The sequence below is a fragment of the Cupriavidus sp. genome, assembly GCF_057315035.1.
Genome location: NZ_DBHKYV010000026.1, coordinates 89,897 through 110,706, shown reverse-complemented (window position 1 = coordinate 110,706; position 20,810 = coordinate 89,897). Strand labels below are relative to the sequence as shown.

18 protein-coding genes and 2 pseudogenes are annotated in these 20,810 nt (G+C 63.1%); 16 read left to right on the top strand and 4 right to left on the bottom strand.

Annotated elements, in window-relative coordinates; genetic code table 11:
* From ACO550_RS26130 to map, 3 genes and pseudogenes are all read right to left on the bottom strand, one after another.
* Window positions 1-242, bottom strand: a pseudogene (locus ACO550_RS26130) (pseudouridine synthase); the annotation flags it as partial.
* A 37-nt stretch (window positions 243-279) separates the two neighbouring features.
* Window positions 280-2,853 (bottom strand): [protein-PII] uridylyltransferase, encoded by a 2,574-nt coding sequence (locus ACO550_RS26125; protein WP_315597198.1) that lies wholly within the window; start codon window positions 2,851-2,853, stop codon window positions 280-282.
* A 77-nt stretch (window positions 2,854-2,930) separates the two neighbouring features.
* Window positions 2,931-3,749 (bottom strand): type I methionyl aminopeptidase, encoded by an 819-nt coding sequence (gene map, locus ACO550_RS26120; protein ID WP_315597199.1) that lies wholly within the window; start codon window positions 3,747-3,749, stop codon window positions 2,931-2,933.
* A 347-nt stretch (window positions 3,750-4,096) separates the two neighbouring features.
* Between map and rpsB the strand changes: the two genes are divergently transcribed.
* From rpsB to ACO550_RS26040, 16 genes and pseudogenes are all read left to right on the top strand, one after another.
* Window positions 4,097-4,840 (top strand): 30S ribosomal protein S2, encoded by a 744-nt coding sequence (gene rpsB, locus ACO550_RS26115; RefSeq protein ID WP_315597200.1) that lies wholly within the window; start codon window positions 4,097-4,099, stop codon window positions 4,838-4,840.
* A gap of 166 nt (window positions 4,841-5,006) precedes the next feature.
* Complete coding sequence (gene tsf, locus ACO550_RS26110; RefSeq protein ID WP_315597201.1) at window positions 5,007-5,885, top strand: translation elongation factor Ts; 879 nt, start codon at window positions 5,007-5,009, stop codon at window positions 5,883-5,885.
* A gap of 315 nt (window positions 5,886-6,200) precedes the next feature.
* Window positions 6,201-6,911, top strand: coding sequence for a UMP kinase (gene pyrH, locus ACO550_RS26105; protein WP_315597202.1), 711 nt, complete (start codon window positions 6,201-6,203; stop codon window positions 6,909-6,911).
* 108 nt (window positions 6,912-7,019) lie between these two features.
* Window positions 7,020-7,580, top strand: a complete 561-nt coding sequence (gene frr / locus ACO550_RS26100) for a ribosome recycling factor (RefSeq protein ID WP_315597203.1) — start codon at window positions 7,020-7,022, stop codon at window positions 7,578-7,580.
* Window positions 7,581-7,632: 52 nt separating this feature from the next.
* The gene (gene uppS, locus ACO550_RS26095) at window positions 7,633-8,403 is read left to right on the top strand and encodes an undecaprenyl pyrophosphate synthase (protein WP_315597204.1); all 771 of its coding nucleotides are present in this window, start codon (window positions 7,633-7,635) and stop codon (window positions 8,401-8,403) included.
* Window positions 8,404-8,452: 49 nt separating this feature from the next.
* Window positions 8,453-9,274 (top strand): phosphatidate cytidylyltransferase, encoded by an 822-nt coding sequence (locus ACO550_RS26090; protein WP_315597205.1) that lies wholly within the window; start codon window positions 8,453-8,455, stop codon window positions 9,272-9,274.
* A gap of 24 nt (window positions 9,275-9,298) precedes the next feature.
* Entirely contained in the window at window positions 9,299-10,477 is a 1,179-nt protein-coding gene (gene ispC / locus ACO550_RS26085) for a 1-deoxy-D-xylulose-5-phosphate reductoisomerase (RefSeq protein ID WP_315597206.1), read from the top strand.
* A gap of 41 nt (window positions 10,478-10,518) precedes the next feature.
* A complete protein-coding gene (gene rseP / locus ACO550_RS26080) occupies window positions 10,519-11,916 on the top strand; it encodes an RIP metalloprotease RseP (RefSeq protein WP_315597207.1) in 1,398 nt (465 codons plus the stop codon).
* A gap of 168 nt (window positions 11,917-12,084) precedes the next feature.
* A complete protein-coding gene (gene bamA, locus ACO550_RS26075) occupies window positions 12,085-14,394 on the top strand; it encodes an outer membrane protein assembly factor BamA (RefSeq protein ID WP_485995010.1) in 2,310 nt (769 codons plus the stop codon).
* A 20-nt stretch (window positions 14,395-14,414) separates the two neighbouring features.
* Window positions 14,415-14,945, top strand: coding sequence for an OmpH family outer membrane protein (locus tag ACO550_RS26070; protein ID WP_315597209.1), 531 nt, complete (start codon window positions 14,415-14,417; stop codon window positions 14,943-14,945).
* Between the two features lie 47 nt (window positions 14,946-14,992).
* A complete protein-coding gene (gene lpxD / locus ACO550_RS26065; RefSeq protein WP_315597210.1) occupies window positions 14,993-16,099 on the top strand; it encodes a UDP-3-O-(3-hydroxymyristoyl)glucosamine N-acyltransferase in 1,107 nt (368 codons plus the stop codon).
* Window positions 16,096-16,548 carry a 3-hydroxyacyl-ACP dehydratase FabZ gene (gene fabZ, locus ACO550_RS26060; protein ID WP_061958372.1) on the top strand — a complete coding sequence of 151 codons (453 nt, stop codon included), beginning with the start codon at window positions 16,096-16,098 and terminating at the stop codon, window positions 16,546-16,548. Before lpxD ends, fabZ begins: the two co-directional genes overlap by 4 nt.
* Window positions 16,549-16,591: 43 nt before the next feature.
* The gene (gene lpxA, locus ACO550_RS26055) at window positions 16,592-17,395 is read left to right on the top strand and encodes an acyl-ACP--UDP-N-acetylglucosamine O-acyltransferase (protein ID WP_315597211.1); all 804 of its coding nucleotides are present in this window, start codon (window positions 16,592-16,594) and stop codon (window positions 17,393-17,395) included.
* Window positions 17,396-17,482: 87 nt separating this feature from the next.
* Window positions 17,483-18,616 (top strand): lipid-A-disaccharide synthase, encoded by a 1,134-nt coding sequence (lpxB, locus tag ACO550_RS26050; RefSeq protein WP_485995014.1) that lies wholly within the window; start codon window positions 17,483-17,485, stop codon window positions 18,614-18,616.
* Window positions 18,616-19,191, top strand: a pseudogene (locus ACO550_RS26045) (ribonuclease HII); the annotation flags it as partial. The gene lpxB and the pseudogene ACO550_RS26045, both read left to right, overlap by 1 nt.
* A gap of 126 nt (window positions 19,192-19,317) precedes the next feature.
* The gene (locus tag ACO550_RS26040; protein WP_315597214.1) at window positions 19,318-20,103 is read left to right on the top strand and encodes a TrmH family RNA methyltransferase; all 786 of its coding nucleotides are present in this window, start codon (window positions 19,318-19,320) and stop codon (window positions 20,101-20,103) included.
* Window positions 20,104-20,109: 6 nt separating this feature from the next.
* Here the strand turns inward: ACO550_RS26040 and ACO550_RS26035 are convergent, their stop codons facing one another.
* Entirely contained in the window at window positions 20,110-20,757 is a 648-nt protein-coding gene (locus tag ACO550_RS26035; protein ID WP_315597215.1) for a hypothetical protein, read from the bottom strand.
* Window positions 20,758-20,810: the final 53 nt, after the last annotated feature.

Sequence of the window (20,810 nt, the reverse complement as noted above, 5' to 3'; positions counted from 1 at the left end):
GGACGCGGGCGGGCAGGGCGGGCCTGCCGATCCTGGCGCGGAGCGCCCTCGGCTGGCGCGGGGCGGCGCTTGTCCTTGTCGGACGAACGCTCCTTGGCCTGCTTGATGCCGGTGACCACCTCCTGCACACGTTTGCGGTTCAGGTCTGATACGCGTACCGGGCGGCTCTGCTTGCGCGGCGTGCCCGTGGCGGAGGTCTTGATGCCCAGCGTCTTGCGGCCGGGGGAATTGCTATCGGTCATATCGTTCCAAGCGCTCGCGCGCCGGTCATCGGTGGATTCAGATGGCCAGCGCGTCGAGCAAATCCTGCTCAAGCTGAATTTGCAATCGGTTGTCGGCGGTCAGGCGCGAGCCATCGACCAGGAACACGTCTTCCACGCGTTCGCCGAGCGTGTTGATGCGTGCCGAATGCACGGACACGCGATGTTTGGCCAGCACGCGGGCAATCGCGTACAGCAGGCCGGTGCGGTCGTTGGCGGACACCGACAACAGGTAGTACTGGCCGCGCTCGTCAGGGCGCAGGTCCACGCGCGGCTTGATCGGAAAACTGCGCGACTGGCGCGACAGCCGGCCCTGCGTCGGGTCGGGCAGCGGGCATTCCAGGCGCACGCGCTCGGTCAGTTCGTGTTCGACCAGCGTCAGGATGTCGCGATAGTCGCCATCGAGGCCGGGGTCGGTGATCTGGAACGTGTCCAGTGCATAGCCGTCACGCGTGGTCTCGATCTTGGCGTCCTGGATCGAGAACGCCTTGCGCTCGAAGTAGCCGCAGATCCGCGCGAACAGGTCGACCTGGTCCTTGATGTAGACCACTACCTGCAAGCCTTCGCCGGCCGGCGATACGCGCGCCTTGACCACCGGGTCCACGCTGTTCACCTTGTTGAACAGGTGCCGCGTCAGCCAGGCAATGTCGCGCGCATCGTGCCGCATGAAGAACGACATGTCGAGCTTGTCCCACAACGGCCTGGCCAGTTCGGGATCGAACGCGTTCAGGCGCAGTTGCGCGATGGTGTCCTCGCGTTTCTGGGCCCACAACGAATGCTGGTCGAGCTTGGCGCCACCCAGCACACGCAGCGTGATGCGGTACAGGTCTTCGAGCAGCTTGCCCTTCCACGCATTCCAGACCTTCGGGCTGGTGCCGCGGATATCGGCCACGGTCAGCAGGTACAGCGCGGTCAGGTAGCGTTCGTTGCCCACCACCTGCGCGAACGACTTGACGACGTCCGGGTCGGTCAGGTCCTGCTTCTGTGCCACATGGCTCATGGTCAGGTGATTCTCGACCAGCCAGGAGATCAGGTCCGCGTCCTCGCGCGCAATGCCGTGCTGCTTGCAGAAGCGGCGCGCATCGACCGTGCCAAGCTTCGAATGATCGCCGCCGCGGCCCTTGGCGATATCGTGGAACAGCGCCGCCACCCACAGCACCCACGGCCGGTCGAAGCCGGCCATCAACTGGCTGCAGAACGGAAATTCGTGCGTATGCTCGACGATCGCGAACCGGCGCATGTTGCGCACGACCATCAGGATGTGCTGGTCCACGGTGTAGACGTGGAACAGGTCGTGCTGCATCTGTCCGACGATGCGGCGGAAGTTGATCAGGTAGCGGCCCAGCACGCTGGTCTGGTTCATCAGACGCAGTGCATGCGTGATGCCCTGCGGTTCCTGCACGATGGCCAGGAACAGGCGCCGGTTTTCCGGATCGTTGCGCCAGCTTGCATCCATCACCGTGCGCGCGTTGTACAGCCCACGCAGCGTACGCGGCGACAGGCCCTTGACGCCGGGCGTGCGCTCATACAGCAGGAACGTCTCCAGAATGGCATGCGGACTCTGCTCGTACAGGTCGTCGCTGGTGATCTCGAGCATGCCCTGGCGCTCCACGAAACGCTCGTTGATCACGCGCGTGACCATGGACTCGCTCGGGAACAGCATGGCCTCGATGTTCAGCAGCAGCACCATGTTGAGCTGCGTGACCGCCTTGGCTGCCCAGTAGTAGCGGCGCATCAGCTGTTCGCTGGCGCGCTTGTGCGTGGTCTGGCGATAGCCGAACGATTCGGCCAGCGCGGTCTGCAGGTCGAATACGAGTACGTCCTGGCGACGCCCCGCCAGCAGGTGCAGGCGCGCGCGGATGGTGCGCAGCAGGCGTTCGTTGCGCGTCAGCTCCTGGGCTTCCCGCTCGGTCAGCAGCCCGCGTTCGAACAGTTCCTTCCAGCTGTCGCCAAGGCCCGCGGCCTTGGTCATCCACAGGATCACCTGCAGGTCGCGCAGGCCGCCGGGGCTTTCCTTGCAGTTCGGCTCCAGCGCGTAGGGCGTGTCCTGGTACTTGGCGTGACGCTGGCGCAGTTCCAGCAGCTTGGCCTGGAAGAAATCGGACGCATCCATGTCCGCCAGGTAGCGTGCCTGCATCGAATCGAACAGCGGCTTGCTGCCGGTCAGCAGGCGGGCTTCGAGCAGCGAGGTGCGAATCGTGATGTCGGCCGCTGCCTCGCGGATGCAATCATCAACCGTGCGCACCGACGAGCCGATCTCCAGGCCCAGGTCCCAGCACAGGCCGATGAAGCGTTCGAGCCGGGTGGTGGTGTCGGTATCGGGCTCGCTGCGCAGCAATACCAGTACGTCGACATCCGAATACGGGAACAGCTCGCCGCGGCCGTAGCCACCCACGGCCACCAGCGCCGCGTCATCGGGCAGTCCCAGGCCAGTCCATGCATCGATCAATGCGGCGTCGACGGCGCGACGCAGCTTCGTGACCAGCGGGGTAACCAGGTTGTTTGCATCGAATTCGGCAAACAGCGCCTGCTTGTCGGACTTGAGCTTGTCGCGAATGCGCTGGCAGAGCAGCAGTTCCGGCGTGGTGTCCATGGGTTGGGCGAGGGAGGGCGTGGGCACGGCTGGAAGAAGAAGGGCGCCTTGGAGGGCGCCCTGACGTTCGATGTGGATCAGGCCGCGACGGCGTCGGTGATGAACGCGGGCGGAACGGGCGAGCCTTCCGAAAGCGTCAGCACTTCGTATCCGGTCTCGGTCACCAGAACCGTATGTTCCCACTGCGCCGACAGGCTGCGGTCGCGCGTCTTGACGGTCCAGTGGTCGGGCATCGTGCGGATATCGCGACGGCCGGCGTTGATCATCGGTTCCACCGTGAAGATCATGCCGGTCTTGATTTCCATGCCGGTGTTCGGGCGGCCATAGTGCAGGATCTGCGGGTCCGAGTGGAATACCTTGCCGATGCCGTGGCCGCAGTATTCGCGTACCACGCTGTAGCCCGCACCTTCGGCGTGCACCTGGATGGCATGGCCGATATCGCCCAGGCGTGCGCCATTGCGTACCTGCTGGATGCCTTTCCACATGCATTCGTAGGTGATCTGCGCCAGGCGCTTGGCCAGGATCGATGCCTCGCCAACGATGAACATGCGGCTCGTGTCGCCGTAGTAGCCTTCCTTGGTGATGACCGTGATGTCCAGGTTCACGGCGTCGCCGCTCTTGAGCACGCGGTCGCCGGGAATGCCATGGCAGATCACATCGTTGACCGAAGTGCAGATGGCACCGGGGAAGGGCGGGTAGCCCGGCGGCGCATAATTGAGCGGCGCCGGCACGGTGCCCTGCACGTCACGCATATAGGCGTGGCACAGCTTGTCGAGTTCGCCGGTGGTCACGCCAGGCTTTACGTGCGGCGTGATGTAGTCGAGGACTTCGGAAGCCAGGCGGCAAGCCACACGCATCTGGGCGACGTCTTCGGGGGTGTTGATATGGATGCTCATGCTGCTTCGCCTGAAATGTGATGACTCAGCCACAGGCTGCGCCAGAATCTGTTCGCAAAGCGGGATTATCTCACCTTCGTGACGAGAAAGCAGGGGGCGGGGCGGGGAAATACAGGGCATTGTCCGATTGACGCGGCCGGCCAGTTCCTCTTGGGGCATGCATAAGGGGCTTGAGCGGGAGGTCCCTTTGTTGCTACAATCGCGGGCTGGCTTGCTGCTGACCTCCGTGTGAGGCGTGGCAGGTTCGGAAATCTACTTTTTGTAAATCGCTGGTCCGCCCATCCGGGGTGTTCCTTTTCAGGAATGTCGGGGCGGACTTCAGACCCAACCCTATTGGAGTAACTCACATGTCCGTGACCATGCGCGAAATGCTGGAAGCCGGTTGCCACTTTGGCCACCAGACCCGCTTCTGGAACCCGAAGATGGCCCCCTTCATCTTCGGTCATCGCAACAAGATCCACATTATCAACCTCGAAAAGACCCTGCCGATGTTCCAGGACGCGATGAAGTACGTGCGTCAACTGGCAGCAAACCGCGGCACCGTGCTTTTCGTGGGTACCAAGCGTCAATCGCGCGAGATCCTGGCTGAGGAAGCCGGCCGCGCTGGCATGCCTTACGTCGACGCCCGCTGGCTCGGCGGCATGCTGACGAACTTCAAGACCGTCAAGATCTCGATCAAGCGCCTGAAGGACATGGAAGCCGCCAAGGAAGCCGGCGCGCTGGAAACCATGAGCAAGAAGGAAGCGCTGATGTTCGAGCGCGAGATGGAAAAGCTGCAAAAGTCCATCGGCGGCATCAAGGACATGGGCGGCGTTCCTGACGCCATCTTCGTGGTGGACGTTGGCTACCACAAGATTGCCGTGACCGAAGCCGCCAAGCTGGGCATCCCCGTGATCGGCGTGGTCGACACGAACCACTCGCCGGAAGGCATCGACTACGTGATCCCGGGTAACGACGACTCGAGCAAGGCAGTTGCCCTGTACGTGCGCGGCGTGGCTGACGCGATCCTGGAAGGCCGTGCCAACGCGGTGCAGGAAGTGGTGGAAGCCGTGCGCGGCGACGACGAATTCGTCGAAGTCCAGGAAGGCTGATTGCCCGTGCGTGCCTGAGGCCGGGATACACCGGCCGCCGGCACTGCCGAACGGCAACCAAGAAAAGGGGGCACTCTGGCGCCCCCTTTTTTGCAAACAGATTCAGTTGTCATCCGCCGCGGATACCATTCGCCGCGGGTGAAGCCAACCAATCAAGGAGTGACAAATGGCGGCAATTACCGCAAGCATGGTTGCAGAACTGCGCGCAAAGACCGACGCGCCGATGATGGAATGCAAGAAGGCCCTGACGGAAGCCGCTGGCGACCTGGACAAGGCTGAAGAGCTGCTGCGCGTCAAGCTGGGCAACAAGGCCAGCAAGGCTGCCTCGCGCGTGACCGCCGAAGGCATCGTGGCAACGTTCATCGACGGCACCACCGGCGTGCTGGTCGAACTGAACTGCGAAACCGACTTCGTGTCGAAGAACGACGACTTCCTGGGCTTCGGCGCCAAGGTTGCCGAGCTGGTGGCCAAGCAGGCTCCGGCCGACGTGGCAGCCCTGTCGGCCCTGGAAATGGACGGTTCGACGGTTGACGCCGTGCGTTCGGCACTGATCGGCAAGATCGGTGAGAACCTGACGATCCGTCGCTTCGTGCGCTACGCCAATGGCGGCAAGCTGGCTTCGTACCTGCACGGTACGCGCATCGGCGTGATGGTCGAGTTCGACGGCGACGAAGTGGCCGCCAAGGACGTGGCCATGCACGTGGCTGCCATGAAGCCGGTGTCGCTGTCGTCCGAGCAGGTGCCGGCCGAGCTGATCGCCAAGGAGCGCAGCATCGCCGAGCAAAAGGCTGCCGAATCGGGCAAGCCGGCCGAGATCGCCGCCAAGATGGTGGAAGGTTCGGTCCAGAAGTACCTGAAGGAAGTGTCGCTGCTGAACCAGCCGTTCGTTAAGAACGACAAGCAGACCGTCGAACAGATGCTGAAGGCCGTCAACACCAGCGTGAAGGGTTTCACGCTGTATGTGGTCGGTGAAGGTATCGAGAAGAAGCAGGACGACTTCGCCGCTGAAGTGGCCGCCCAGGTGGCTGCCGCCCAGAAGGCCTGATGTCCGGGTGGCCGGACGGGTTTCCTTAAGGGGTTACCCGGCGGTCACCGTATAATGCCGAGGGGCGCCGCAAGGTGCCCCTCTGCACAAGTGCGATGCAAGTACGGCCGCAAGGCGTGCCGGGCCAGTCAGTTTTCGCAGTCACCTGCGTTTAGCGCGCCTTTGAAGGGGTGTTGCCTGCAGATGACGGCGAAAACCGGCTATCCAGCTGTCAAGCATTCCCTATTCATGCGCGGCCGGTGCGCAGATGCTTCGTGCCGCCCGCGCCCATCCATCCGTTCAAACGAGCGATCAAGAACCAGCCCGAGGGTGAACATGCCAGCCTACAAGCGCGTCCTTCTGAAACTGTCCGGTGAAGCCCTCATGGGCGACGATGCCTTTGGTATCAACCGGGCCACCATCGAAGGCATGGTCAATGACATTGCCGAAATCGTGAAGCTGGGCGTCCAGGTTGCGGTCGTCATCGGCGGCGGCAACATTTTCCGCGGTGTCGCGGGTGGCGCGGCCGGCATGGACCGTGCCACGGCCGACTACATGGGCATGCTGGCCACGATGATGAACGCGCTGGCGCTGCAGGATGCCATGCGCCACGCCGACCTCGAAGGCCGGGTGCAGTCCGCGCTGCGCATGGACCAGGTGGTCGAGCCGTATATCCGTCCACGGGCGATCCGCCAGCTCGAAGAGGGCAAGGTGGTGATCTTTGCCGCCGGCACCGGCAACCCGTTCTTCACGACCGATACCGCCGCCGCGCTGCGTGGCGCGGAAATCGGTGCGGAAATCGTCCTCAAGGCCACCAAGGTGGACGGCGTCTATACCGCCGATCCCAAGAAGGATCCGAGCGCCACGCGCTACACCACGATCTCGTTCGACGAGGCCATTTCGCGCAACCTGCAGGTCATGGACGCGACCGCCTTTGCGTTGTGCCGCGACCAGAAGCTGCCGATCAAGGTGTTCTCGATCGTGAAGCCGGGAGCGCTCAAGCGTGTGATCCTGGGCGAGGACGAAGGTACGCTGGTGCACGTATAAGTGGTTCGGACCGCGTCACAATGCGGATTCGGTCCGGCCTCAGAGTAGAATGATTCATTTTCGATCCCGCCCGGCGGGATCCTGTCTGGCTGTTTTCCGGAGGTAAACATGAGCGTCGCCGACACAAAGAAGAGCGCCGAGCAGAAGATGCTGAAGTCGATCGAAGCCTTCAGGGCCGATCTGGCGAAAATCCGTACGGGCCGTGCGCATACCGGCCTGCTTGACCATGTTCAGGTCGACTACTACGGCTCGATGGTGCCGATCAGCCAGGTGGCCAACGTTGGCCTGGGCGATGCACGCACCATCACCGTGCAGCCGTGGGAAAAGAAGCTGGTACAGGCCGTGGAAAAGGCGATCCGTGACGCCGACCTGGGCCTGAACCCCGCCACCATGGGCGATGTGATCCGCGTGCCGATGCCCGCGCTGACCGAAGAGCGCCGCAAGGAGCTGATCAAGGTGGTCAAGAGCGAGGCCGAGGGTGCCAAGGTTGCCGTGCGCAACCTGCGCCGCGATGCCAACGAGCAGTTCAAGAAGCTCGTCAAGGACAAGGACATTTCTGAAGACGACGAGCGCCGCGGCGCGGACGACGTCCAGAAGCTGACCGACCGCTACGTTGCCGAAATCGACAAGCTCGTCGCCGAGAAAGAAAAGGAGATCATGACGGTGTAAGGCCGTTCCGGCGGTCATTCCGCCGGAGTTGCCCGACATCGTCCACGAATCCATGCAGCACATCAGTTCGACGCTCGGCGTTCCCGACACCACCTATGTGCCTCGCCACGTTGCCATCATCATGGATGGCAACGGCCGCTGGGCGACGCAGCGTCATCTGCCCCGTGTGGCTGGCCACACCCGTGGCCTCGACACGGTGCGCGACGTCGTGCAGGCGTGTGCCGCACGCGGGGTCCAGTACCTGACGTTGTTTGCGTTCAGTTCCGAGAACTGGCGCCGTCCGGCCGACGAGGTCTCTTTCCTGATGCGCCTGTTCATGACCGCCTTGCGCCGCGAGGTGGTCAAGATGCACGCCAACAACATCCGCCTGCGCGTGGTGGGCGACCTGGCGCGCTTCAGCCCGCGCATCCAGCAACTGATCAAGGATGCCGAGGCCCGCACGGCCGGCAATAGCGGCCTGACGGTAACCATCGCAGCCAACTACGGCGGACGCTGGGACCTGCTGCAGGCCATGCGCAAGATGCTGGCCCGATCGCCGATGCTCGATACCGAGGCGATCGACGAGTCCGTGCTGGCCCCGCACCTGGCAATGGCCTATGCGCCCGAGCCGGACCTGTTCATCCGCACCGGCGGCGAGCAGCGCATCAGCAATTTCCTGCTCTGGCAGCTCGCATATTCCGAGCTGTATTTCACCGAGACATTCTGGCCCGACTTCGATGCCGCCGAGCTCGACAAGGCCTTTGCCTCGTACCGCCAGCGCGAGCGCCGTTTTGGCCGGACCAGTGCCCAACTGGTGGCGCCGGGCCTGTCCGGCACGGCCTGAGCCCGAGTCTGGCCCGAATCCACATCACACCACGGGAAACCGCAGCCGCATGCTTCTTACCCGCGTCATCACCGCCGTATGCCTGTTGCTGTTGATCCTGCCGATCCTGTTCCTGGCGCCCCCGACGGCGCTGGCGGTGCTGGTGGCGGTGATCGTGCTGCTGGGCGGCTGGGAGTTTGGTCGCCTGATCGGCTTGCCGCGCCCGTGGCCCTATGTCTACGGCGTGGTCTGCCTGCTGGTGATGATTGCCTGGCACCTGGCTCCGATGGGCCAGGCGATCGACTGGTTGCTTGAGGCATCGGTGGTGGCCTGGGGCGTGGCGCTGGTGCTGCTGGCCCGCGGTGTGCGCAGGGCCACGCCGGGATTTACGGCGCTGGGCGTGGTGCTGGGGCTGATCATGCTGCCGGCGTTCGGTCATGCCGTGATGGTGCTGCGCGCAGCCGGCATTGGCGTGCTGCTGACGGCCGCCGTGCTGGTGTGGGCCGCCGATATCGGCGCATATTTCGTTGGCAAGGCCATTGGTCGCCGCAAGCTGGCGCCGCGCATCAGCCCGGGCAAGTCCTGGGAAGGTGCCATCGGTGGCTGGCTGCTGGTAATGATCCTGGCGCTGGGGCTGGCTGCCAGCCATGCTTTCGCGCCTACGTGGTACACCTTGATCGCCGACAAGGGTGGGCTTGGCCTGCTGGCCGTGCTGGCCACGCTGCTGGTGGCGGCGAGCATCATCGGCGACCTGTTCGAGTCGCTGCTCAAGCGGCAGGTGGGCATGAAGGACAGCAGTCGCCTGCTGCCAGGCCATGGCGGTATCCTGGACCGGATCGATGCGCTGATTCCGGTATTTCCGCTGGCGGCGCTGCTGCTGGCCTGGGTCTGATCACAACTGAATTTTTCTGGTTCTATGCAACGCATTACGATTCTGGGCGCCACGGGATCCATTGGCGAAAGCACGCTGGACGTCGTGCGCCGCCATCCGGACCGCTACACCGTGCATGCGCTTAGCGCGCACCGGCAGGTGGAAAAGCTGGCTGCGGCCTGCGTCGAATTCCGTCCCGCGCGTGCAGTCGTGGGTTCGGCCGACGCGGCGCGCGACCTCGAAGCCAGGCTCCGTGCGGCGGGTCTGAAGACGGAAGTCAGCCACGGGCCGGACGCGCTGGAGTCGATTGCCTCGGATGCGCAAACCGATGCCGTGATGGCGGCCATCGTCGGCGCGGCTGGTCTGCGTTCGTCGCTGGCAGCGGCGCGCGCCGGCAAACGTGTGTTGCTGGCCAACAAGGAATCGCTGGTGATGTCGGGCGGCATCTTCATGGACTCAGTGCGCGAGCACGGTGCCACGCTGCTGCCGATCGACAGTGAACACAACGCAATCTTCCAGTGCCTGCCGACCAGTGACCCGCGCTATGGCACGGGCGTGTCGAAGGTACTGCTGACGGCTTCGGGCGGTCCGTTCCGTACGCGCGACCCGTCCACGCTGCACGACATCACGCCAGACCAGGCCTGCGCGCACCCGAAATGGGTGATGGGGCGCAAGATCTCGGTCGATTCGGCCACCATGATGAACAAGGGTCTCGAAGTCATCGAGGCACACTGGCTGTTTGGCGCCCCGGCCGACCGCATCGAGGTACTGATCCATCCGCAAAGCATCGTGCATTCGATGGTGGCGTACAACGACGGCTCGGTGCTGGCGCAGCTGGGCAATCCCGACATGCGCACGCCGATCGCCTACGGCATGGCCTATCCCGAGCGGATCGACTCGGGCGTGACGCCGCTGGACCTGACCATAAGTGGCGGCCTGCATTTTGAAACCCCGGACCTCGAGCGCTTCCCGTGCCTGGGCCTGGCGTTCGATGCACTGCGTGCCGGCGGCGTGGCCCCGGCTGTGCTCAATGCCGCCAATGAGATCACGGTAGAAGCATTCCTTGCCGGCGATATCCGCTTCACCGACATCGCGCGCGTGGTCGAGGGCGTGCTGGAGCAACCGGCGCAAGGTGCCGCCGATTCGCTCGAAGGCGTGCTGGCGGCCGATGCTGAAGCGCGGCGCGCCGCGCTGGCGCTGCTCAAACAACTGCCTCGCCGTTGAGTCGATCACGGCCCGGACGGATCTGGAAAGGGTGAATTGCCATGCAAACCGTAATCGCATTCGTTGTCGCCCTCTGCATCCTGATCTTCGTGCACGAGATGGGGCACTACCTTGCCGCCCGTGCGTGCGGGGTCAAGGTGCTGCGTTTCTCGATCGGATTTGGCCGCCCGCTGGCTCGCTGGGTCAGCAAGGGGCGTGACCGCACGGAATGGACGCTGGCAGCCATCCCGCTCGGTGGCTACGTCAAGATGCTCGACGAGCGCGAGCGTGATCCCGCAACCGATCCGCCAATCGATGCCGCCGAATTGCCGCGTGCGTTCAATCGCCAGCCAGTGGGCAAGCGGTTCGTCATCGTGGCGGCCGGTCCGCTGGCGAACTTCGCGCTGGCCATTGCGCTCTATCTGGTCCTGTTTGCCGGCGGCATGCGTGAGCCGGTGCCCGTGCTGGCTGCACCGGCGGCTGGTACCGCGGCGGCGCAGGCCGGTGTCCGCGAGGGCGACCGTGTGCTGTCGCTGACCGCGAATGACAAGACTGAAGCCGTACAGTCCTGGAATGACCTGCGTATGGCGGTGTTTTCCCAAGGATTCGGCGATGCGCGTGCTGTGTTGCATGTGCGCGGCGGCGACGGTGCCGAGCGCGATATCGCGCTGGGCAAGTTGCCCGACACGGGCGGCAACCCCGATCAGGACCCGCTGGCCACGCTTGGCCTCGCGCTGAAGGGCGGGCCGGTGACAATTACCGAGATCGTGCCGGATTCTGCCGCGCAGCGCGCCGGCCTGAAGCCCGGTGACCGGATCGTGGCCTGGCAGGGCCAGCCGTTGACGCAGGCCGGTGAATTGATCCGGGGGGTGCGTGCCCGGCCAGGGCAGGACGTCACGCTTGGCATCGAGCGGGCCGGCCAGCGTCTGGATATCCCGGTAAAACTTGATGCGGCACCTGGCGGCAAGCCCGATGCCGAAGGTGCACAGGCGCCCATGGTGGGCAAGCTCGGTGCGGCGCTGAACCAGGCGGTGCAGACCGAAGTGGTGCGTTACCCGTTCGCGCAGGCATTGGCGCGTGCGGCGGACCAGGTCTGGACCACCAGTGCGCTGTCGCTGAAATTGCTCGGAAAAATGCTAGTGGGGCAGGCCTCGCTACAGAACCTGAGCGGCCCGCTGACCGTGGCGGACTACGCCGGCCGCGCCGCAAACATGGGCTGGCAGCCGTTCGTAAGCTTCCTGGCGTTGGTCAGTGTCAGCCTCGGTGTACTGAATTTGTTACCTATTCCGGTGCTGGATGGGGGGCATTTGCTGTATTATTGCGTGGAATTTTTGACTGGCAGGCCTGTACCAGACCACTGGCAAGCGATGCTGCAGAAGGTCGGCATCGCGTGCATCTTGCTCCTGACCTCACTCGCTTTATTCAATGACGTCAGCCGACTGTTTCTTGCGCGCGGCTAGATTCGCGCAGCCGGAAACGCTTGTCGGCCGTGGGCAGTCGTATCCCGGGGGTTATATTCCCGCCCGGGCAGGATCGGTCGTGCCGGCATTGTCGGGCGTAGCCGTAAATGGCTCTGGGGCCAATAGCCAATACCCTGCATGAAATCGATGAGGAAGAGGGGATCGACTTTGATCAGAAATAAGCGCATCTCGCTAGGATTGCTGACGAGTGCCATTATTGCAGCCTGGAGCCCGGCGGGCTGGGCCGCAGATCCGTTTGTGGTCAAGGATATCCGCGTTGAGGGACTGCAGCGCGTGGAGCCGGGTACCGTGTTCGGCTATCTCCCGGTTCGTGTCGGCGAGACCTTCACCGACGACAAGGGCGCCGACGCCATCCGTGCGCTCTACAATACCGGTTTCTTCAAGGACGTGCAGATCCGCGCCGAAGACGGCGTGCTGGTCGTGCAGGTCGAGGAACGTCCGGCCATCTCGCAGCTCGAATTCGTTGGCATCAAGGAATTCGACAAGGACACGCTGCGCCGTTCGCTGCGTGCCGTGGGCGTGGCCGAAGCGCGTTACTACGACAAGGCCCTGATCGACAAGGCGGAGCAGGAACTCAAGCGCCAGTACGTGGCGCGCGGCTACTATGCCGCCGAGGTCCAGACCACCGTGACGCCGGTGGACCGCAACCGCGTGTCCGTGGTGTTCAACGTGGAAGAGGGCCCGGTCGCCAAGATCCGACAGATCAATATCGTCGGCAACAAGGCGTTCAAGGAAGGCACGCTGCGCGACGAAATGCAGTTGTCGACGCCGAACTGGCTGTCCTGGTACACCAAGAACGATCTCTATTCCAAGCAGAAGCTGACGGCTGACCTGGAAGCCCTGCGCTCGTTCTACCTGAACCGCGGCTATCTGGAATTCCAGATCGAGTCGACCCAGGTGTCGATCACGCCGGACAAGAAGGACATCTACCTGACGCTGAATATCAGCGAAGGCGAGCAGTTCAAGGTGTCCGACATCCGCCTGGCCGGCGAGTTGCTCGGCAAGCAGGACGAGATGGAGAAACTGCTGCGGCTCAAGAAGGGCGACATTTTCTCGTCCGAGAAGCTGACCGGCAGTACCAAGGCCATCACGGACCTGCTGGGTACCTACGGCTACGCGTTCACCACGATCAATCCGCAGCCGCAGATCGACAAGGAAAAGCGCGAAGTGGCGCTGACCCTGATGGTCGATCCGGGCCGCCGCGTTTATGTCCGCCGCGTGAACGTGGTGGGAAACAGCAAGACGCGCGACGAAGTGGTGCGCCGCGAAATGCGCCAGATGGAAAGCTCGTGGTTCGACAGCGAGAAGCTCACGCAGTCGCAGGCACGTATCAACCGGACCGGCTACTTCACCGACACGAACATCACGACCGAAGACGTGCCCGGCGCGCCTGACCAGGTCGATGTGAACGTGAACGTGACCGAGAAGCCGACCGGCCAGATCAGCCTGGGTCTTGGTTTCTCGTCGACCGACAAGCTCGTGCTGCAGGCCGGCCTGCGCCAGGACAACGTGTTCGGCTCGGGTACCAGCCTTGGCCTGGACGTCAACACGGCCAAGTCGTTCCGTACGATCGCGCTGACGCAATACGACCCGTATTTCACGGTGGACGGCATCAGCCGTTCGACCGACATCTACTACCGTACGTCGCGTCCGCTGTACTACACCGGTGACCAGGACTACAAGATCGTGTCGGCCGGCGGCGGCTTCAAGTTCGGCGTGCCGTTCTCCGAGAACGACACGGTGTTCTTCGGCATCGGCTACGAACGTACCCAGGTCTATACGTCGACCAACACGCCGAGCCAGTACACGGCGTGGCTGCAGAAGATCGGCAAGGCCAGTGGCGACCCGATCAACAACTTCCCGTTCACGATCGGCTGGGCGCGTGACCGTCGTGACAGTGCGCTGATCCCGACCAAGGGCCCCTACACCCAGGCCAACCTGGAAATCGGCGTGCCGGGCGGCGATACGCAGTACTATCGCGCCAGCCTGCAGCAGCAGTATTTCTACCCGGTCTCGAAGTCGTTCACGCTGGCGTTCAACGGTGAAGTCGCCTACGGCCATGGCTACGGCAACACGCCGTTCCCGGTGTTCAAGTACTTCTACGCCGGCGGTATCGGTTCGGTGCGTGGCTACCAGACCAGCACGCTGGGCCCGAAGGACCAGAACGGCAACCCGGTGGGTGGTGCATCGAAGATGATCGGTAACGTGGAATTCGTGTTCCCGCTGCCGGGCTCCGGTGTTGACCGCACGCTGCGCCTGTTCACGTTCTTCGACTTCGGTAACGTCTACCAGGAAGGTGCACCGATCACGTTCAGCGCCCTCAAGTACTCGACCGGTTTCGGTATGTCGTGGCTGTCGCCGATTGGTCCGCTCAAGGTCAGCATGGGCTTCCCGCTGAAGAAGGACGAGACCGACAAGGTCCAGCGGTTCCAGTTCCAGATTGGTACCGCATTCTGATCCCGTAAAGGATTTGTTTGATGAAACTCCACACTCCACTGATGAAATCCCTGAGCGCGGCCGCGCTGGCCGCTGCGGCCTTTTGCGCGGCGGCCCCGGCGATGGCTCAGGAGGCGCGCATTGCCGCGGTGAACTCGGAGCGTATCCTGCGTGACTCGCAGCCGGCCAAGGCCGCGCAGGTCAAGCTTGAGCAGGAATTCTCCAAGCGTGATCGCGAACTGCAGGATATGGCCCAGAAGATCAAGGGCATGGCTGACAAGCTGGACAAGGACACCGCGGTGCTGGCCGATGCCGACCGCCAACGCCGCCAGCGTGAAGTGGCCGACCTTGATCGCGAATTCCAGCGCAAGCAGCGCGAATTCCGCGAAGACCTGAACCAGCGCCGCAACGAGGAACTGGCACAGGTTCTGGAACGCGCCAACCGCGTGATCCGTTCGCTGGCCGAGCAGCGCAAGTACGACCTGATCGTGCAGGAAGCGGTTTATGTCAATCCACGCATCGATATCACCGATGACGTGATGAAGGCGCTCAACAGCGGCTCGGGCAAGTAAGCGGCGACGCAAGTCCCCCCGCTTTCGTTTCTCAAGGAAGTACCGCCATGCAGACACCCACACTGGGTCAGCTCGCCACCGAGAACGGCGCGCAGGTTGTGGGTGATCCCGACCTGGCCGTGCGTGGCCTGGCCCCGCTCGACCAGGCCAGCGCCGGCGACCTGTCGTTCCTCTCCAATCCGCTGTACCTGGCACAGGCGCTGGCTTCGCAAGCCGGCGCCATCATCGTTTCGCCAGCGGACCTGGAGCGTATTCGCGCCGATGGCCAGGCCGATGGTCGCAACTGGCTCGTGGCGCGCAACCCGTATGTATGCTTTGCGCGCGTGGCGCAGCGTTTCGACCGGGTTGCCAATGCCGATCCGCGCGTCGGCATTGACGCGCGCGCAACGGTAGCCCCCGATGCGGTGGTGCCGGCTTCCTGCTTCATCGGACCCAACGTGGTGATCGAGGCGGGAGCGCGGCTGGGCGAGCGGGTGCGGATCCTTGCAAATGCCTTTATCGGCGCAGGAGCGCAAGTTGGCGAAGATACGCTCATCTACGCCAATGTTTCTGTCTATCATCGTTGCGTGGTGGGTGCGCGCAATATCCTGCATAGCGGGGCGGTGATTGGCGCCGATGGCTTCGGTTTCGCGCCCGATATCGGTCCGGCCGGGGTCGAGTACGTCAAGATCCCGCAGGTGGGCCGGGCGGTGCTGGGCAACGATGTGGAAATTGGTGCCAACACGTGCGTGGACCGCGGTGCGATGGCCGACACCGTGATCGAGGATGGCTGCAAGATCGACAATCAGGTACAGATTGCCCACAACGTACACGTGGGCGCCCATACCGTGATTGCCGGCACCGCTGCTGTTTCCGGCAGTACCAGGATCGGAAAGTTCTGCGTGATCGGTGGCGCAGCCAATTTTTCCGGCCATTTGAATATCGCCGACCGGACCACAGTGTCTGGCGGAACGTCGATTACCAAGTCGATTACAAAACCCGGTGGGCATTACACCAGCGTGTTCCCGTTCACGTCGCATGGCGAGTGGGAGCGCAATGCGGCCATCGTGCGCGGGCTGTCGAAGCTGCGCGAACGCGTGGTGCAGCTGGAGCGCCGGCTGCGCGGTGCCCCGGCCGGGTCCAACAGCAAACAAGACGAAGAGAAATCATCATGACAGCATCCGATATCGATATCCGCAAGATCCTGAAGCTGCTGCCGCATCGGTATCCGATCCTGCTGGTCGACCGCGTGCTCGAGTTCGAACCGCAAAAGCGGATCAAGACGCTGAAGAACGTGACGATCAACGAGCCGTACTTCATGGGTCACTTCCCGGAACAACCGGTGATGCCAGGTGTCATGATTCTGGAGGCGCTGGCACAGTCGGCCGGCCTGCTTACCTTCGGCGCGGACATGGAGCGCAAGGAAGGGGCCCTGTACTACTTCGTCGGCATCGATGGAGCGCGCTTCAAGCGCGTGGTGTACCCGGGCGACCAGTTGCACCTGAACGTGACCGTGGAACGCTACATCCGCGGTATCTGGAAGTTCAAGGCCAGCGCCACCGTTGACGGTGAAGTGGCTTGCGAAGCCGAGCTGATGTGCACGGTCAAGCAGGCCGAAGCCTGATTGAACCCGAACCCAGCAGAACTGAGAGCACAGGACAGGACGTATGACGCAAATCCATCCCACCGCACTGATCGACCCGAAGGCTGAAATCGCTGCCGACGTGGAAGTTGGCCCGTTTTCGATCGTCGGACCCAATGTGCGGATTGGCAGCGGCACACGGATCGGATCGCACACCACGATCGAAGGCCATACCACGATCGGGGAAGGCAACCGCATCGGGCCGTACGCTTCGGTGGGCGGCGTGCCGCAGGACATGAAGTATGCCAACGAGCCGACCCGGCTCGAGATTGGCGATCGCAACACGATTCGCGAATTCACGACGATTCACACCGGCACGGTGCAGGATCGTGGCGTAACCAGTCTCGGCAACGACAACTGGATCATGGCTTACGTCCATATCGCGCACGACTGCCGCGTGGGCAACCATACCGTGTTCTCAAGCAACGCCCAGATTGCCGGCCATGTGGAAGTGGGCGACTGGGCCATCCTCGGCGGCATGAGCGGTGTGCACCAGTTCGTGCGCATCGGTGCCCATGCGATGCTCGGCGGCGCTTCGGCGCTGGTGCAGGACGTGCCTCCGTTCGTGATCGCCGCGAGCGACAAGAATGGCAACAAGGCTACGCCGCACGGCATCAATGTGGAGGGCTTGCGGCGCCGCGGTTTTGATGCAGGGCAGATTGCCGCGCTGCGCCAGGCCTACAAGCTGCTGTACAAGTCCGACCTGAGTTTTGACGACGCCCGCAACGAGATTGCGGCAGTGCTCGGCCAGACGGACGCCACTACCGCCGTACCATTGCAGGCGTTCGTGGACTTCCTGGCCGCGACCCAGCGCGGCATCGTTCGCTGATTCAAACCTGACATGGTCGAGGCTGCCGTGCAGGCTGCGCTTCCCGCTGAAGCGCAGGCCCATGTGAACAAGCGTGGCACGATCGCCATGGTTGCCGGTGAGGCGTCCGGCGATCTGCTCGCTTCGCTGTTACTGGAAGGAATGAATGCGCGTCTCGGCGAGTCGGTGGACTATGCCGGGATTGGCGGCCGTCGCATGATGGCGCAAGGCTTTGTGTCGCACTGGCCGATGGAAACGCTTTCCGTCAACGGCTATGTGGAAGTCATTGGCTCGTTGCGCGAGATCCTGGCCACGCGCCGGGCCATTCGCGAGCGGCTGCTGGCGCAGCCACCGCTGTGCTTTATCGGTGTGGATGCGCCCGATTTCAACTTCGGGCTTGAGGTGCCGCTGCGGCGTGCCGGTATTCCCGTCGTGCACTTTGTCAGTCCGTCGATCTGGGCATGGCGCGGTGGACGTATTCGTACCATTGCACGCGCGGTCGACCACATTCTCTGCCTGTTCCCGTTCGAACCCGAGATCTACGCAAAGGCCGGCATTCCAGCCACCTACGTGGGCCATCCGCTGGCCGACGTGATTCCGATGGTGCCCGACGTTGCCGGTGCCCGCGCCAAGCTGGGCTTGCCGGATGGCAAGCGCATCGTCGCGGTGCTGCCTGGCAGCCGGCAGTCGGAAGTGCGCAACCTTGGCGCCACGTTCTTCGAGGCCATGGCGCGCATGCATCGCATGGACGGCAACCTGGCATTCGTTCTGCCAGTTGCCAGCGAAGGGCTGCGCGAGATTGTGGAAGAACTCCATGCACGCCATCCCGAGATCGACCTGACGGTCGTGGATGGTCAGTCGCATCTGGCCATGGAATCTTCCGATGTGGTGTTGCTGGCCAGCGGGACTGCCACGCTCGAGGCTGCGTTGTACAAGAAGCCAATGGTGATCTCGTACAAGGTGCCCTGGCTGACCGCGCAGATCATGAAGCGGCAAGGCTACCTGCCTTACGTGGGACTGCCTAATATTCTGTCAGGGCGCTTTGTGGTGCCCGAGTTGTTGCAGGACGATGCCACGCCGGAAGCACTGGCGCGTGAAACCCTGCTGCAGCTCAATGATGAGGGCAATATCGCGTTCCTGCGTGAGCATTTCACGACCATGCACCAGACGCTGAAGCGCGATACGGCCAATCTGGCCGCCGGCGTGGTGGTGGATCTCATGCATGACCGGGGAGTGTGCTGATGGCGCGTATCAAGGGCGCCGCTTCGGCCCAGCTTGGGCTCGAACTGTCGCAGACGGTAGCGGTAGTCCAGCGCCTGTGTGGCGTGGACGAAGCCGGGCGAGGGCCGTTGGCCGGCCCGGTCTATGCGGCTGCGGTCGTGCTGAATCCGGAGCGCCAGGTGCGCGGTCTTGCTGATTCGAAGATTCTGAGCGCGACAAAGCGTGAGGCCTTGTTCGACCGGATCTGCGAGCGTGCGCTGGGCTGGCATATCGCATTCGCGACCGTCGAGGAGATCGATTCGATCAATATTCTCCATGCATCGATGCTGGCCATGCAGCGTGCGGTGCAAGGGCTTGCCGCGAGCGGAGTAATTCCCGACCTGGTCCAGGTCGACGGCAATCGTTGTCCGCAGGTGGCGTTCCCGGTCGAGGCGATCGTCAAGGGCGATGCCAAGGTGCGTGCCATCTCGGCCGCGTCGATCCTGGCCAAGGTTGCGCGCGACCGCAATCTGCTGGAACTGCACGCGCAGTATCCGGAGTACGGCTTCGATTCCCACTTCGGCTATCCAACCCCGCAGCACTTTGCAGCGCTCGAACGCCATGGCGCCACGCCTCATCACCGGCGTTCGTTTGCGCCGGTGCGCATGGCGCTTGAGAGGGAACGCCTGCAGCGCGTCCCGCAAGATACGCCGCCTTTCTGAGTTTCGTTCTAAGGCAAGCCCTTGAAGCACGTCACCTCGCGCGACAACGCGCTGTTCAAGCACCTGAAAGCCCTGATAGGGTCGACCCACCAACGCCGCAAGGCCGGTCAATCCGTGCTCGACGGTGTGCATCTGGCCCAGGCCTATATTGCCGCGCGCGGGCAACCATCGAGCTGCGTCATCGGCGAGCGTCACTATGACCATGCCGAAGTACGGCCGTTGCTCGACCAGATCGAGCCCGAGCGTATCGTCGTGCTCGGTGACGCTCTGTTTTCGCAGATCAGCAATGTGGCTAACGGGGTTGACGTGTTGCTGGTTATCGATACGCCGGCGGGTCACCTGCCTGCCACGATCGATACCGACTGCATCATCCTCGATGGGGTTCAGGACGCCGGCAATGTCGGCTCCATCCTGCGCAGTGCGGCCGCGGCCGGCATTCCGCATGCATTCCTCACGACGGGCTGTGCCTTTGCCTGGTCGGTGAAGACTTTGCGTGCCGGCATGGGTGCCAATTTCCATCTCAATATCGTCGAGCACTGCACACTGGAGATGCTCGAGAGCCGCCTGGCCGTGCCGTTGCTGGCCACGTCCTCGCATGCCGATGCTGCCGTATTCGATACCGATCTGCGCCAGCCAGTGGGCTGGGTGGTCGGCAATGAAGGAGCGGGGGTCAGTGCGGAATGGATGGCGCGCGTATCGCGCACCGTCGGTATTCCGCAGCCCGGTGGCCTGGAGTCACTGAACGTGGCGGCTGCAACGGCGGTATGCCTGTTCGAGACCGTGCGGCAGCGACGCGCACTGGCATAACCACAGCTATCGGGATGGCGGCTTGCCGGGGCTGCCAGTCTTCACTGCGGTGTTGCCTGGAACCACCTTCTGTCCGATAAGTTGGAGCAGGACGTCGGTCATCCTTTCGAACTTCTCGTCCATACGCTCGAATTGTTTATCGAACTTCGTTTCGAGCCTGGCGAAGCGTTCATCGACCTTCTGGAAGCGTTCATCGAATTTGGTTTCGAGCCTGACGAAGCGTTCATCGAATTTGGTTTCGAGCTTGACGAAGCGTTCATCGACCTTCTGGAAGCGTTCATCGAATTTGGTTTCGAGCCTCACGAAGCGTTCATCGATCTTGTCAAAACGCGCTTCGGACCGGTCATCCCCTTTGCCGAGTCGCTGGTCGACGCTGGCTTCGAGCCTGGCAACGCGATCGTTTAACTCGACCTGCGAGTACTGCAGGGTATCGAGCCGGCTGATGATGGCATTGGTCCCCTGGCTGGCGTTGCGGGCGGACAGTTCGAGTATGCCGAAGATGCCCGCCAACGCTACGGCGATACCGCCGAAGATGATGCCTGCGTCCTGAAGGCGCTCGGTACCGGTACGGGCCCGGCCGGTTTGCCGTGTTCTGGCGTGGGAGTGATCGGGTTCGGGAAAATCGCGAAACTGGTCTGCGGTCATCGTGGTCATGGTGGTCAGGGCTGGTTGAGGAATCGGTCAAAGACTTCATCCTGCTCCCCCAG

Coding starts and splice junctions, on each gene's coding strand:
- tsf (WP_315597201.1), top strand. CDS start 5,007: ATGGCGGCAATTACCGCAAGCATGGTTGCAGAACTGCGCGCAAAGACC.
- lpxA (WP_315597211.1), top strand. CDS start 16,592: ATGACGCAAATCCATCCCACCGCACTGATCGACCCGAAGGCTGAAATC.
- fabZ (WP_061958372.1), top strand. CDS start 16,096: ATGACAGCATCCGATATCGATATCCGCAAGATCCTGAAGCTGCTGCCG.
- ispC (WP_315597206.1), top strand. CDS start 9,299: ATGCAACGCATTACGATTCTGGGCGCCACGGGATCCATTGGCGAAAGC.
- pyrH (WP_315597202.1), top strand. CDS start 6,201: ATGCCAGCCTACAAGCGCGTCCTTCTGAAACTGTCCGGTGAAGCCCTC.
- lpxD (WP_315597210.1), top strand. CDS start 14,993: ATGCAGACACCCACACTGGGTCAGCTCGCCACCGAGAACGGCGCGCAG.
- ACO550_RS26070 (WP_315597209.1), top strand. CDS start 14,415: ATGAAACTCCACACTCCACTGATGAAATCCCTGAGCGCGGCCGCGCTG.
- map (WP_315597199.1), bottom strand. CDS start 3,749: ATGAGCATCCATATCAACACCCCCGAAGACGTCGCCCAGATGCGTGTG.
- lpxB (WP_485995014.1), top strand. CDS start 17,483: ATGGTTGCCGGTGAGGCGTCCGGCGATCTGCTCGCTTCGCTGTTACTG.
- frr (WP_315597203.1), top strand. CDS start 7,020: ATGAGCGTCGCCGACACAAAGAAGAGCGCCGAGCAGAAGATGCTGAAG.
- ACO550_RS26035 (WP_315597215.1), bottom strand. CDS start 20,757: ATGACCACGATGACCGCAGACCAGTTTCGCGATTTTCCCGAACCCGAT.
- uppS (WP_315597204.1), top strand. CDS start 7,633: ATGCAGCACATCAGTTCGACGCTCGGCGTTCCCGACACCACCTATGTG.
- ACO550_RS26125 (WP_315597198.1), bottom strand. CDS start 2,853: ATGGACACCACGCCGGAACTGCTGCTCTGCCAGCGCATTCGCGACAAG.
- ACO550_RS26090 (WP_315597205.1), top strand. CDS start 8,453: ATGCTTCTTACCCGCGTCATCACCGCCGTATGCCTGTTGCTGTTGATC.
- rseP (WP_315597207.1), top strand. CDS start 10,519: ATGCAAACCGTAATCGCATTCGTTGTCGCCCTCTGCATCCTGATCTTC.
- rpsB (WP_315597200.1), top strand. CDS start 4,097: ATGTCCGTGACCATGCGCGAAATGCTGGAAGCCGGTTGCCACTTTGGC.